General features: G+C 31.2%; 11 protein-coding genes. 3 read left to right on the top strand and 8 right to left on the bottom strand.

What is annotated here, in order from left to right; translation table 11 throughout:
* Position 1: 1 nt before the first annotated feature.
* The gene (locus ACW5YJ_RS02185; RefSeq protein ID WP_135092779.1) at positions 2–949 is read right to left on the bottom strand and encodes a glycosyltransferase family 2 protein; all 948 of its coding nucleotides are present in this window, start codon (positions 947–949) and stop codon (positions 2–4) included.
* A 664-nt stretch (positions 950–1,613) separates the two neighbouring features.
* Here ACW5YJ_RS02185 and ACW5YJ_RS02180 point away from each other — a divergent pair.
* On the top strand, positions 1,614–2,795 hold the full coding sequence (locus ACW5YJ_RS02180; RefSeq protein ID WP_457338430.1) for an MFS transporter: 1,182 nt from the start codon (positions 1,614–1,616) through the stop codon (positions 2,793–2,795).
* Positions 2,796–2,916: 121 nt separating this feature from the next.
* Here the strand turns inward: ACW5YJ_RS02180 and ACW5YJ_RS02175 are convergent, their stop codons facing one another.
* Complete coding sequence (locus ACW5YJ_RS02175) at positions 2,917–4,176, bottom strand: putative glycoside hydrolase (RefSeq protein ID WP_457338429.1); 1,260 nt, start codon at positions 4,174–4,176, stop codon at positions 2,917–2,919.
* Positions 4,177–4,537: 361 nt separating this feature from the next.
* Here ACW5YJ_RS02175 and ACW5YJ_RS02170 point away from each other — a divergent pair, with 361 nt between their 5' ends.
* On the top strand, positions 4,538–5,146 hold the full coding sequence (locus tag ACW5YJ_RS02170) for a GNAT family N-acetyltransferase (protein ID WP_457338428.1): 609 nt from the start codon (positions 4,538–4,540) through the stop codon (positions 5,144–5,146).
* Between the two features lie 263 nt (positions 5,147–5,409).
* On the opposite strand, the gene ACW5YJ_RS02165 is transcribed toward ACW5YJ_RS02170, so the two are convergent.
* From ACW5YJ_RS02165 to ACW5YJ_RS02140, 6 genes are all read right to left on the bottom strand, one after another.
* Positions 5,410–7,119, bottom strand: coding sequence for an ABC-ATPase domain-containing protein (locus tag ACW5YJ_RS02165; protein ID WP_457338427.1), 1,710 nt, complete (start codon positions 7,117–7,119; stop codon positions 5,410–5,412).
* A gap of 378 nt (positions 7,120–7,497) precedes the next feature.
* Complete coding sequence (locus ACW5YJ_RS02160; protein WP_017724035.1) at positions 7,498–7,851, bottom strand: hypothetical protein; 354 nt, start codon at positions 7,849–7,851, stop codon at positions 7,498–7,500.
* Positions 7,852–8,352: 501 nt separating this feature from the next.
* The gene (locus tag ACW5YJ_RS02155; RefSeq protein WP_135092774.1) at positions 8,353–9,567 is read right to left on the bottom strand and encodes an MFS transporter; all 1,215 of its coding nucleotides are present in this window, start codon (positions 9,565–9,567) and stop codon (positions 8,353–8,355) included.
* A 361-nt stretch (positions 9,568–9,928) separates the two neighbouring features.
* Positions 9,929–10,903 carry an agmatinase gene (speB, locus tag ACW5YJ_RS02150; RefSeq protein ID WP_457338426.1) on the bottom strand — a complete coding sequence of 325 codons (975 nt, stop codon included), beginning with the start codon at positions 10,901–10,903 and terminating at the stop codon, positions 9,929–9,931.
* 17 nt (positions 10,904–10,920) lie between these two features.
* A complete protein-coding gene (locus tag ACW5YJ_RS02145) occupies positions 10,921–12,306 on the bottom strand; it encodes an MFS transporter (protein WP_457338425.1) in 1,386 nt (461 codons plus the stop codon).
* Positions 12,307–12,552: 246 nt separating this feature from the next.
* Positions 12,553–13,446 (bottom strand): LysR family transcriptional regulator, encoded by an 894-nt coding sequence (locus tag ACW5YJ_RS02140; RefSeq protein WP_017724039.1) that lies wholly within the window; start codon positions 13,444–13,446, stop codon positions 12,553–12,555.
* A 121-nt stretch (positions 13,447–13,567) separates the two neighbouring features.
* Here ACW5YJ_RS02140 and ACW5YJ_RS02135 point away from each other — a divergent pair, with 121 nt between their 5' ends.
* Positions 13,568–13,720, top strand: a complete 153-nt coding sequence (locus ACW5YJ_RS02135; protein ID WP_457338424.1) for a hypothetical protein — start codon at positions 13,568–13,570, stop codon at positions 13,718–13,720.
* Positions 13,721–13,832 lie beyond the last annotated feature (112 nt).

The raw sequence follows: 13,832 nt of genomic DNA, 5'->3' as shown, positions 1-13,832 counted from the left end.
CTTATTCCACCTCTTGTTCATTCAAATTGGATTGACGAACAATATAGAGTGGGCGTTGTTTCACTTCATAATAAATTCTTCCGATATATTCTCCAATCACGCCTATTGATGTAAGCTGAATTCCGCCTAAAAACAATACAGAGAAGATTGTTGTGAAATATCCTGGTGTAGACACACCATAATTTAATGTGTAAATAAAATTAAATAAAATATAGAGAAAACTCAATCCGCAAATAAACAGGCCTAAATAAATGATGGCACGCAATGGCTTATTATTAAATGAAATCAAACCATCGATACCATAATTTAATAATGAGCTAAATGACCATTTAGACTCTCCTTCTAACCGAGTTACATTCTGATATTCAATGACTTTCGGTTCAAAACCAATCCATGCAAATAATCCTTTAGAAAATCTATTGTATTCTCCCATATTCACGATTTCTTTCACTGCCCGCTGGCTTAATAATCTAAAATCACCAATACCATCTTCTAGTGTGACATCAACCATTTTGTTAATAATTGCATAATACAATTGTGACACACGTTTACGTGCTATGTTTTCACCTGTTCTATCCCTTTTAGCAACGATTTGATCTTCGCCTTCTTTAAAGTATTTAATCATTTGTGGTATTAATGTTGGTGGGTGTTGTAAATCACCATCTAAAATAATTAAAGCTTCCGCGTCTACACTTGCCTTTAATCCTGCGTACATGGCAGACTCTTTACCGAAGTTTCTTGAAAATGATATGTATTTCACTGCATGATCTTGTTGCGCTAATTGTTGAATAATAGATAAAGTGTCATCCTTGCTTCCATCGTCTACAAAAAGCAATTCGTATTTATAATTATTGTTGCGACTATCTTGTTGCATGATTTCTGTTAATTCAGCATATGTTTTTTCAATAACACTTGCCTCATTAAAACACGGAACTAAAATTCTAATCATAAAATAACGTACTCCTCATTAGTATTTATTAATATAAAAAATAACATATTGTATATTATACAACATACAAAAGAAATAATGTAGTTTTACTATTATTATATTGTGTTTGATTATTGGATATTCAAAAATTACATTCATTAGATGTATATTGGAGTTATGTAATAGTTCTCTAAATTAATCATATCTTGTATTGTTATTTAAATTTGAAGAGTGTATTATTTAATTATTAAATTTTTATTAAAAAAACAACTAAACCATGGTAGCTGTATATTTAAAGCCTGTTAGATTAAAAAATTATTTAAGACACGAAAAAACTGTACTGTCGGGAGTAGTCTATCATTTTTTAATTCAATATATGTACAAAGACAGTGACCATTTTTTTATTAGTGAAATCTTTATCAGTACTTAGTTGTATTGATATACTTTTTTAACAAAATAATATAAAGAGCCTGGGACATAAATAGATGTCTCAGGCTCATTTTCAATTTGGCAGTAGGTGACTGAATTGAAAATACGCTTATATCAAGCTTTTTTCAATGCTAGTCACTATTGCCGGGGTGGGACTACGAAATCTATGTTAGAAAATTTGATTTCTGTCCCACTCCCTTTTTTGTGCGAATTTTGATAAATTTTAAATTTAAATTTTAGAAAAGAGGCTTTCATCATGCAATACAATAAACTTTGGACTAAACAATTTATCAGCGTATCATTGATTAACTTTTTACTAACTTTAGTCTTTTACTTACTTATGGTTACTATTGCAACTTTTGCAATTAATCAGTACCAAGCTTCAATGAGTCAATCAGGGCTCGTCAGTGGTATCTTTATTATCGGTGGTGTTATCGGCAGACTTTTTGCTGGGTATTTTATTAATAAGTTCGGCCTTAAGCGCTTATTACTTATCACCATCATTATATGTTTAGCTATCATCAGTATTTATTTTATTAATATCAACGTACAGTTCCTTATATTAGTACGTTTATTACATGGGATTCCTCATGGTATGGCATTAACAATCATTAGTTCAATTGCTACACAAATCATTCCAGAATCTCGTAAGTCTGAAGGTATTAGCTACTATAGTATGAGTACGACGTTAGCCACTGCATTCGGCCCATTTCTTGGTATATTAATGATTCATTATATTTCATTTTCTATATTATTTATTTTTTGTTTTGTCATAATGTGCATCGCTTTAACCATGAGTATTTTTGTTAAAGCCCCTAAAGTCACTGAAATCAAAACAGCTTCCGTTAATTTAGAAAAAGGTACCTCATTTCTTAAAAATATCATTGAACCAAGAGTCATACCTGTTGGTTTAATCATCTTATTATTAAGTTTTGCATATTCTGGGGTATTAACTTATCTAAATTTATATGCGAGTCAATTAAATTTAACAAGTGTAGCAAGTTTGTACTTTGTAGTTTACGCAATTGTGGTTTTACTAACACGTCCAGTTGCGGGTAAGCTCATGGACAATAAAGGGAACCATGTTGTTGTATATCCAGCAATTATTTTTTATGCAATTAGTATGTTTATGTTAAGTCAAGTTACAAACGGAATTATATTACTATTAATCAGCGCTATTATGGGATTAGGGTTCGGAAACTTACAATCTGCAAGACAAGTCTTAGCAGTTAAATCAGCACCAATTTCTCGTATAAGTATTGCCACATCCACTTATTTCATATTTTTTGACGCAGGCTTAGGTCTCTCTCCATATTTATTAGGTTATGTTACTCCTTTAACTGGTTATGGAAATATGTACGCTATTATGGGTATTATCATAATAATTACAGGCTTACTATACTTCTGTTTGATTGGAAACAAAAAATTAAATATATAAAAAATGGAGTATCACAGAAATCAAAATGTTCAACTTGATTTCAACGTGCTACTCCTTTTTATTAGTACAACTTTAATTTAAAGTACAATGGTTGTTTAACTAATATTCTCACTTTGATAAATCACTTGTCACTTTTATCTTTGTCGCTCTTTTCGTCTTTGTTACCTTTCTTTAAATCTTCTTTATTTTGGTCTAACTTTTCTTTATTTGCTTCAGGTGTATAATCTACACCCATAGAATAATCATTGCCAGCATTCCACAATAGGTACTCATTAATGCCATGATCTTTAAGTGCTTGTACTTGTGCTTCTACTGCTTTACTATCGTATTCCATATAATTACCTTCACCTAAATATCGTGCTGTAAAATCTTGTAACCATGGACGAGACTTCGGTTTCTTATCTCCTAATTTATTTAACACAGCTGTTTCTTTATCTAAATAATGATCAACAGCTTCATAAGGTTCCTTATCTGGCGCTTCTAAACCAAAGTCACCTGGGCTCCAATGTGACGGATAAATCATAGACGAGATAGCATCTGTATTTTCTGCTATTTTAGGGAAACTTTGACCAATCCCTGGTGCTTCTTCAACCATAGCAGCATAACCAAATACGTCAGCCGATACCTCAGCACCATAAGGTTTTAACTCTTTACGTGCAGTTTTTAAAAATTGTGAAATTGTGTCTACACGTTGATCAACATCACTTAATTTGCTGTTTTTATAGTTTCCTTTATCATACGTCAAACTACTTTCTACATTTTCAAATGCTTCAGGGAATCTTACATAGTCATATTGAATATCTCTAAAACCTGCTTTTGCAGCTTCCTTAGATACATTAATATTATAATCCCATACCTCTTTAACGAAAGGATTGACAAACTTATCACCACTATCACTTTCCCATACTGACCCATCTGCTTGTTTGAACGACCATTCAGGATGACTTTCTGCTAAATTCTTGTCTTTAAAAGTAACGATCCTTGCAATAGGATAAATATCTTTATCTTTCATTTTATTAAGTAATGGCTTGGCATCAACAATATCTAATGTATGTTTATCAATTTCTTTATTACCAGTGTTAAAGTTTATAGTAACGTTCCCTGAATCATCTTTAACATCAATAACCATTGCATTTAAATCACTTTCATCAATAAACTTTGTGAGTTCTTCAAATTTTTCGCCGTTTGTCGCATCGGCACTTACATAAATACCTCTTACTCCATCTTTAGGATATTTCACATCAACATTACTTTTAGTAGATTGACTGTCCTTATTTTCTTTATTTGCTTGGTTATCTCCATTTTTCGCACCCTCGTTTGAGCATCCAGTAATTAACAATGCACCCGTTAAAACTGTTGGTAAAATCCATTTCTCCTTCATTTAGCATAAGCCCCTTAATATATGTATATTGCACTACTTAATTCTTCTACATTCCAAGTTTAACCAACACAAATTGCATTGTAAACTTCTTTTTAAAAAAGACATTCATTAATTTATATTTATGATAGCACAAAATGCTCAACTCTATTTAAATAGGAAACAGCAAACCTAATAATAATTGATGCGTCGGTGTTTTACACGGAACGTAACAGTACCGTCACACAACCCGATGACTCCCCCTCATCTAAACAAAGTATATAATTGCCTTAAGTTAGAAAGTCGTTATTTTAAATGATGCTAAATTATTCACTTATGTATATGGGTATAGGTTGAGTAGAACACTTTTTTAGGAGGATAAATAATGCACAATTTAAAAATCATTCCGGCTTATCCACAATTACAAAAAGGCGCGCGCTTCAACTTACTAGCTATAAATGATATGGCAAATGTTTTATTCTATACCACAGACAAGCAAGCATTAATTCGTAATATGCAGAAATTATGGAAAAAACCTAGTAATCGTTTTAGTTACCAAAATACAATGGTTGCTATGGTTAATGAACAGCCTGCAGGTGCTATATCGTGCTTGCCTTACAGTGAACTTCAGCAACAAACATTTACGACTGTATGGCAAATTGCAAAAATTCAAAAGTTGCAGTTAATTCCTCAATTCTTACATGCATTTAAAGATATAATCGCCCTTATAAGGTTAGATGAAGGCAATACAGACGAGTATCATGTGAGTATGTTAGCAACACTTTCCCAATTCAGAGGTATGGGTGTAGGACGTGCTTTACTTGAATATGCTGAACAACTTGCGTTACATAAAGGTTATACAAAAATTTCATTAACTGTTGAAGTTGAAAACACTACGGCTCAACGCTTATATACTAAACAAGGCTACAAAGTTATCGGACAGTCTGGGAATAATCATGTGCAAGTTTATAAGATGCGTAAAATGATTAAATGATATTATGCTTAATCTTTAAAATAAAGACTAGAAATTTTAAGTTCACAAAATCATTTGATAATTATGTGTGTATGAACCAAAAAAGGGAGTGGGAGAGAAATCAAATTTTCTAACATAGATTTCTTAGTCCCACTCGGGCAAGGGTGACTAGGATTGAAAAAGAGCCCGCACGATCTACTTCTCTCTATAACTATAAAAAATAGCTATGAAAAAATCTATCGTCATAGATTTCTTCATAGCTAATCTTAGTATGTTTTTTATAATTATTTATTTTTCACTTTTAGTCCACGGTAACGATTAAGTGCTGCACAAAATTCTTGTTTTCTTGGTAGCGCTAAGTTGCCTGGGTGTCCTTTAAATGACGATATTACATCTAATCCTTGCTCATGAATAACTGTGTATAATTTATCGGCAGATTGAAATAACGTATCCTGGTCATTTAATAAATGACTTTGATAATAATTTATCATTGCTGCTAAACATTGAGTTTGACTTGTATCCACCAATTGTTCCAAACCAGAAATATCGATAAGCTCTTTACCATACAAAATGGAATAACGTCCTTTTACTTTGAAATGGTTGTCTTTCCCTTTTTTAGTAAAACTTGATTTTAACGGTACTCTAGCAGGTAGATTGCCAAAATCACTATTATTTGTAGCATTTGTGGTATTATCCGGTGTTTGGGCAATCGCTTTTGCATTTTCAGTAACATCTTTTAAGACATATTCATCCATCATTAGCACTTGGTCAGCAACCTCAAAATAATCACCTGAGCCACCTACAATTAAAATAGTGGAAACACTATAATCTTCATACAGTGGTTTTACTTTACTCGAAAATGGTGTGATAGGTTCTTTTTCAGGTGCAATTAAGCGTTGCATACGGCTATCTCTAATCATAAAATTTGTAGCTGAAGTGTCTTCATCAATCAGTAATAATGATGTACCTGCTTCTAATGCTTCCATAACATTCGTTGCTTGAGATGTACTACCACTCGCATTTTCAGTGGAAAACTGATGTGTATCTTTATTTCCCGGTAAATTATTTATAAATGGGCTAATATTCACCTTCTCAATATGGCGACCATCTTCAGCTCGAATCTTCATGGCATCATGACATGTAATAACATATTCTCTACCATCTCCATCAATATGATTATAGATACCGCGCTCAAGCGCTTCAAGCACAGTCGATTTACCGTGAAAGCCTCCGCCTACAATTAAGGTAATACCCTTAGGTAGCCCCATCCCAGTAATCGTCTTTCCACTTGGCATAGTCATTTGTACTTCTACATTTTTAGGACTTGTAAACGCAACTGCGCCAGGTAAATGTTTATCTGATACGCCACTTTTACGCGGTAAAATCGAACCATTCGCAATAAATGCAACAAGATTACGACGTTCAAGCTCCTCACGAATAAAAGCTTGATCTAGCATTAACGTAACCTGTGTATCTAATTTCACATGATCTATATTTTTATAGAGCAATGATTCATGTACAATATTTGGCAGTATTTCTATTAATGTACTTACCGCAGCTTTCCCTAAAATTTTTCTTCCTGCCGCTGGCAAACTAATCTCAAGTCTTACTTCGATATCATTTTTATTGATTACTACCGCTGTACGTTCTAAAATTTCTTGGCCACATTGATCTATAGTAATGTTTGATGCAGCTTTTGCATTTTGGCTGTTTCGCTTAAATGAACTTATACTATCATTAAAAGTTCGCGCTAAAAAGTCTGCTACAGCGATGATTTTATCTTTAGTATCCAATAAATTGTTAGGGATATTCGCTATATCTCTACTCATCACTACCCTCATTTTGGATGGAGGGGCATACGGGTCTACTTGTATATGGTCTATCGCAAGTCGAAATTGTTTGAACTGATATATTCCTTTAAGCCGTTTATAAGTACCATATTTCTGTCCATCTAACAATTTCAATATTTGCGTTAGCTCCGTTGCATTTTTCAATCGAAAACCTCCTAAAGTGGTTTTATGAAATTTGGAAATCCAAAATATTTTCAAGATAAGTATAAGGCAATTAAATTAATGTGTATAATAAAAATTAATCTTATACTAAAGCTATTTGCAATAACATTCAAAACTATTCTTCTATTCACAATATTTTGTTGAAATGGCAAATTTCACCAATAAAAAATAAGAAATTTACAGAAATCTGATAGAATAATAAACACTTTAAGCCACATTAAAAAGTGGCTTTTTATGTTTCATATTATATAAACCAATCATAATATATTACTTTACATATTTAAAAGTTTTCATTCACTATAAAAAAACACTTTCGCTTATTTCACCTTTAAAATGAAATCGTGCGAAAGTGTTATTATTTTAATCTGCTAGCATATATTTACTCGCTTCTTGTGTTTCTAAAAGCGTTAAATCTTTTGTTGCTTTCATGAGCGAATCGAGTGATTTTTCAAAGTAAATTATTGTGGCTTGATATAAACCATTACCACAATCTTGAAGTGTCGTTCTCACATTGTCTTCACCAATCAATGCGATTGCTTTTTTGGACTGTTGTATATGTGTCTCTAAAGCTTCTATTGATACAACATCACTTTTCTCAATACAAAAGTAAACCTCTTCTAAACTTATTTTTTCTATTCTTTTCAAGTAATGTATGTTCATTGGTTGTAATTTATATTTTTCATTTTCTACATTTTCAATCGTAGAGTTAAGCATAATCAAGCTCCTTGTCTCTTGTTCATTATTATCTATATTTTCACTATTTTAATCTTATATGCCATAGTTACTTTTCTATTATTAAATCATTTGTTTTAACTTTCGCAGTACATCAATTAAGAAGTCAACGTTCTTATTGTTTTTCCTCCTCTATATCTAAAAGTACACATCTACTCGTCAGTCTTTTTTAAGTTTTACGTTACATTGTATTGTGTATTTATACACCTCAAAATACACACAATAATCAATATAGTATAAATTTATACATAAATAAAGCGAAAATGCATTATAACGAATAAATTAATTTTTGTTAAATGAAACCTAGACTAATTAAAATTTTCTATGATATTCTTCAAACACATATTAACCTTCTTTTAATAATCATTTTTTCAAAAAATAAATTATTTCCAAAACATTTTCACCATAAAATAAACCTCCCACTATTACAATTAGTGAGAGGCTCTCGATTATATATGAAATTTTATAATAATCCGTTCTTTATTAATCAATTGTTCTATATACTTTAGAATTCATTAGAATAAGCAACCAAACAACGATACTAGCTATGGCTGAAATCGCTAAAACATTAAAAATTGAAATATCCATTGTATTTAATCCTGAAATCACAACATATGAAATTGGATCAAAACCAGTCATTGCAAGGAAGATTAAACTCATCACTCTGCCTGTCACCTTTTCATCTGAAAATTCTTGAGCCATGGTAATAAATGGAATATAAACAATTGTATACGAGAATCCTATTAAGAATAATAATACTATTTGCCAAATTAAATCTGTTACTTGTGTAAATGCCAAGAATATTAAAAGCATAGCTAATAATGTAAATAATGTTATTTTCCCTCTAACTTTAGTTAAAGTGACGATACTTAGTAATACTGTTCCAGATAACATACCTACGCCTAAGCTCGATTGTAAGTAAGTTAAATTGATCGGCGTGCCTCCCGAAGCTTCTACTAATATAGGGATACCTACACTTAAAGCTCCCAAACCAAAAAAGTTAGCAGTAACAAGAATAATAATCCCTGTAATTAAAAAGCGAGATGATTTTACATAACGAAAACCTTCAATAATATCTTTAATTGGAGTTTCATTGGAACGTTCTGGTGCTTCCGTTTCTTTGATAAAATATGGAAAAACAAATATTGCTGATAAAAATACAAATATTAGCGCAACATAAAAACTTGTTGCGATTGAAAAATTTTCCATAATCATACCTGCAACAATTGGTCCAAGTATAAATGATATTTGAGTACCACCTTGGAAAAGAGAATTAGCTCTTTGAAGTTGTGCTTGTTTAACTACTTTAGGAATTAATGATGTACATGCAGGGCCAAAAAATGCATCTAACATACCAAATAAAGCAGCTAAAATCATTAAAGGAATTAATGAAAGTTGATTATTAATAATAAGAAAATAGAGGATTACCATAACAGCAGCTTCTGCAATATTTGAGTAATACATAATCGTTGTTTTCTTAAATTTATCAGCCACCATACCACTAAATGTCATCATCAGTAGTCTAGGCACCGTAGCCGATACTAATATGTAACCTAACGCCATCGACGATTGTAACTCTTTAACAGCATACCATGTAATCGTTGTTAAAATCGTACTAAATCCAATCATGGCAAAAATACCTGCTGCTAACATGAGCATGTATGTACGATTGAATATAAGTTTGTTAGATGTTGTCAATTTTATTCCTCCTAAATTGCAATTAGATGTTGTTCGTTTCTTGATATGTAATTCAATAGATCTTGATGCTTAATTAAATTGCTCATGTATGGCTTTTCTATTCTATTTCAAGCGACAAATACTATAATTACACATTTTTTATTATTAAATTTATTTAGCATGTTATAATTATAACAAACATTATGTACATTTTATAATTTTCATTTATATATTTTATTTCTAAGCAAAATATGGATTATTTTAATGAATATAATCTCCATTAATTAAACATAAAAACACTTCCTTACGAATCAAATAAGGCATGAAGCGCAAGGAAGTGCTTTTATTGTAGTATCAAATTTTACAGCTACTTATTTTATATTTATCTTTCACCTTTTAATTCTCTTTCTTTTAAAACATAGCTCAATAAATCTAGCATAATACGTGCAGCAGTTTGACCTGTCATACCTGTTTGGTCATACATAGGAGCGACTTCTACTAAATCAAATGCTACTACTTCATTATGTTTGGCTACTGCTTTTAGTAAATCATTTACCTCATCATATAGTAGTCCCCCAGGAGAAGGGGTTCCGGTACCAGGGGCGATTGACGGATCAATACCATCAATATCAATAGTAATATATACTTTTTCACCTTTTGGAATGAGGGAGGCTAAATTTTCTGCTCCTTTTTCTCTCATTTGTTTGGGTGACAAAATTGTTGCTCCATATTTTCGTGCTGCCTCGACATCTTCTTTTAAACTACTGCTAATCCCTCTAATACCATATTGATAAATGTTTTTTACATGATCCATTTCTGATAATCTTCTAATACAGCTGCCATGACCATATCGTTGTCCTGATCTATGATCTGCCCAATCTAAATGAGCATCAATTTGTAATACATGGAATGGCCCTAATGCTTCAAGTCCTTTTCCTGTCGCTGCTGTTATAGAGTGGTCTCCCCCAATAATCACAGGTATAACCTCTGTTTCAACGATTTTTCTTAATGTTCTTTCAGTATTTTCATGACTTTGCATAAGATCACCATGCACAACATCAACGTCTCCTATATCAAATACCTTCCATTTGGGGCCTAAGTATGTGATATCATTTTCTATATCATATGCACCATCTAAACCAAAACTATATAGTGTAGAACCTTCTCTAACTGCTCTGGGACCCATCCTTGCTCCCGATTTCCATTGTGTCCCCATATCATTTGGTACGCCAATCACAGCAACATCCGCATTAAGCTCTTTTAATTTTTTTATATCATCACAAACTGGATACTTTCCAAACGTACATATTCCAGTAAACGGTAGATTGAGTATTTGTTTTTCGTCTGGTTTCATCATAGTTAACTCCTCCATTTTTAAGTTAATTTTGCTTTTAATGACTTTTCATACATTGTCGATATCAAAATAATAATAGATACAATTCCAAATGCGAGAGGTGTTAACATACCAATTGCACCTGCTAAATGAATGTCATGAATCAAGACTGAAAATGTACTATAAATTGCCGTTGATATAGCAATTCCAAATGAATAACCTAAAGAACTCGCCATCTTATATATACCTGAACCAATACCTGACTTATCATCGCTTACATTTTCTAGCAAAGTGTCAATAGAAGGGGTAGCATATAACCCTATTCCAATGCCACCTATTAAGAATCCTATAAATACAACTACAAGATAGGTGAAATTAGGTAAAAATGTTAACGCACCTGAACTCATTCCTATACTCGCAATAATAATTGATAGAAACATTGGCTTGCTAGGACCAAACTTCTGAAGCATTTTCTCACCAACTCTAATCATTAACAACAATGCTACAATATTACCTAACGTTAACAAACCGGTTTCAAAGGCCGTATATCCTCTAGCAAGTTGAATATAAGTATTTGCTACAACAATAGTACCTGCTATACCATTTTGTAAAAAATTAGTAAGCACCGCGCCTGTGAAAGGCTTAGATTTAAATAACTTTAAATCTATAAATTGATGCTTTCTAGACTTTTCGTAAAAAATAAAAATTAAGGCTAATATGATTGAAGTAATAAATAATCCTATGGTAGTTATACTAAACCACCCTAATTCTTGACCCTGTGTAATAATTACATTTATTACTAATAGTGCTAAAACAAAAATACTAAACCCTACTACATCAAACCTTTTTTTATTAAATTTAGAAATTTTAGTTTCTTCAATTGTCCTAAGTAATACCATAGCGATTGCAGATACGATTATAGAAAGTACGAAAATTAGTCGCCAATCAAAATATGTCGCTATTAATCCTCCTACAAATGTTGTTACACCTCCGCCTCCCCATGATCCAAATGACCAATAACTTAATGCACGTTGTCTTTCACTTTTGTCAAATGTTGTTTTAATTAAAGCTAAAGTTGCTGGCATAATTAAAGCAGCAGATAATCCTTGAAGTATTCTTGCAAATATCAACAAGACAGGTTCTCTAGCTGCAATAATTAACAACGACCCAATGATACTGATAATTAATCCAACATAAGTAATTCTTTTTCTTCCTATCCTATCTGCGATACCTCCACCAACTACTATGAATAGTCCACAAAATAGCGACGTCAAACTCGTTGAAATATTCAAAACACCTGATGAAACTTTAAGATCTTTTTGCATCGTTGGTATGATATTAATCATTGATTGAGCAAAAAGCCAAAAAGTTAATATTGCCAATACCATTCCTAAAATATACAAATTTATTTGCTTTTTAGCTTTCATGGCACCCCCCCCTTATTTGAAGACAGCTTCAAATTAGTTGAAGTTTAGCACCATAATCTTTACACAGCAAATAAATTTTCAGAAAAATAAGATTATTTAAGAGTTTGCTTTGCTCCCTAACTCCTTATTATCACTACAATATTCCAATATAAATAACTATAAATATTAAGAGGTTATAAAATTTATTTATGTACTTATTTATTTTTTAATAAAAATACAGCAAGCAACATTAGCTTGCTGTTTGTCCTATTGGCAATTATAATATTCTGCACAAAAAGTTATAAAATTTTTCATATCATTATTCATTGTGCTTTCTTTATAGAATAACCATGTATTTCTCATAATTTTATGCCCATTTTTAAATACTAGGTCTTTTGTATAAAATAGGTCTTCTTCTAAAATACAAGACTTAGGTACAATAGAATATCCCATATCTTTTTGCACAAATTTTTTACAAATTTCAATTTTATCCGCTTGTAAAATATTTTTGGCATAAGTATTATACCGCTCATCCCACCACTCATTAATAGCTTTAGATATTGAATTTTCTAATTCAATATAAGTATTATAATTCTGATGTGCCTTGTAAACAATTCTATGTTCTTTTTGTAGTTTTTTTAAATTTATAGGTTGGTTGCTAATAATTGTTAATGGATCCTCTTTTAATAATATCCTTTCACCATGCCATTCATAATCACCTGTGATGATTCCTATATCAATATCACTATTTTCTAATTGTTCCAAAATTTCAATACTCCATCCACTTGTCATGTTCATATATACGTCTGAATAATTTTCCACATAACTTTTAATTAAATCAGGCATATTATAAATTGCGAAGTTAGTATTTGCCCCTAACTTAATGGTTCCTTTCAATCCTTCTCTAATCTCATTAATATTTAACTTCAAATTTTGAATTTCAAACAATACTTTATTTGAAAATTTAACCAGATATTCACCTTCAGGTGTAAAATTAAATTCATTCCCTTGTTTATTAATAAGTTTAATACCAAATTCTTTTTCTATCTTTTTTATTCTATAAGATAGTGTTGGTTGTGACATAAACAACCTGTTTGCAGCTTTTGTAAAACTTTTATCTTCGTTTAATAGTGACAATATTTTATAATCATCCTCTTGCATTTCAATCCCCCCTTATTTGTAAATTATAGACAATTGTACATCACCATTGTTATTTTTCTAAGCTATTTTAATTTCAACATCATTTATTGTACTTTTCTTATTTTTCATCGTCTTCTTTGGCATGAATTTATCAGAAGTTGCAGTATCAGGTTCAGAAGCTACAAATCTAACAAACAGTGTAGTTGTTGTAGGCGTATATGCGTTAGTTGGCATAATAGCTTTTGTTCTATCTTATGTTACTTCATTAAAAATATTTAAGAATCAAGAATTATAATGAGTGAATATTAATATAGAAATCACTAATAATTAAGTTGAATTTCAGTAAAATAAAAACAGCCCTAATTGACTAACATTAGTTAATCAGGGCTGTTTTTATTTATATATTA

Source organism: Staphylococcus sp. mip270_02 (assembly GCF_054031535.1).
The sequence above is the reverse complement of the archived record's forward strand: the minus strand, read 5'-3'. Positions and strand labels throughout refer to the sequence as shown.

Excerpts from the sequence above, each read along its gene's own strand:
- ACW5YJ_RS02145 (WP_457338425.1), bottom strand. The coding sequence starts at position 12,306 with ATGAAAGCTAAAAAGCAAATAAATTTGTATATTTTAGGAATGGTATTG.
- speB (WP_457338426.1), bottom strand. The coding sequence starts at position 10,903 with ATGATGAAACCAGACGAAAAACAAATACTCAATCTACCGTTTACTGGA.
- ACW5YJ_RS02170 (WP_457338428.1), top strand. The coding sequence starts at position 4,538 with ATGCACAATTTAAAAATCATTCCGGCTTATCCACAATTACAAAAAGGC.
- ACW5YJ_RS02140 (WP_017724039.1), bottom strand. The coding sequence starts at position 13,446 with ATGCAAGAGGATGATTATAAAATATTGTCACTATTAAACGAAGATAAA.
- ACW5YJ_RS02160 (WP_017724035.1), bottom strand. The coding sequence starts at position 7,851 with ATGCTTAACTCTACGATTGAAAATGTAGAAAATGAAAAATATAAATTA.
- ACW5YJ_RS02185 (WP_135092779.1), bottom strand. The coding sequence starts at position 949 with ATGATTAGAATTTTAGTTCCGTGTTTTAATGAGGCAAGTGTTATTGAA.
- ACW5YJ_RS02135 (WP_457338424.1), top strand. The coding sequence starts at position 13,568 with ATGAATTTATCAGAAGTTGCAGTATCAGGTTCAGAAGCTACAAATCTA.
- ACW5YJ_RS02175 (WP_457338429.1), bottom strand. The coding sequence starts at position 4,176 with ATGAAGGAGAAATGGATTTTACCAACAGTTTTAACGGGTGCATTGTTA.
- ACW5YJ_RS02180 (WP_457338430.1), top strand. The coding sequence starts at position 1,614 with ATGCAATACAATAAACTTTGGACTAAACAATTTATCAGCGTATCATTG.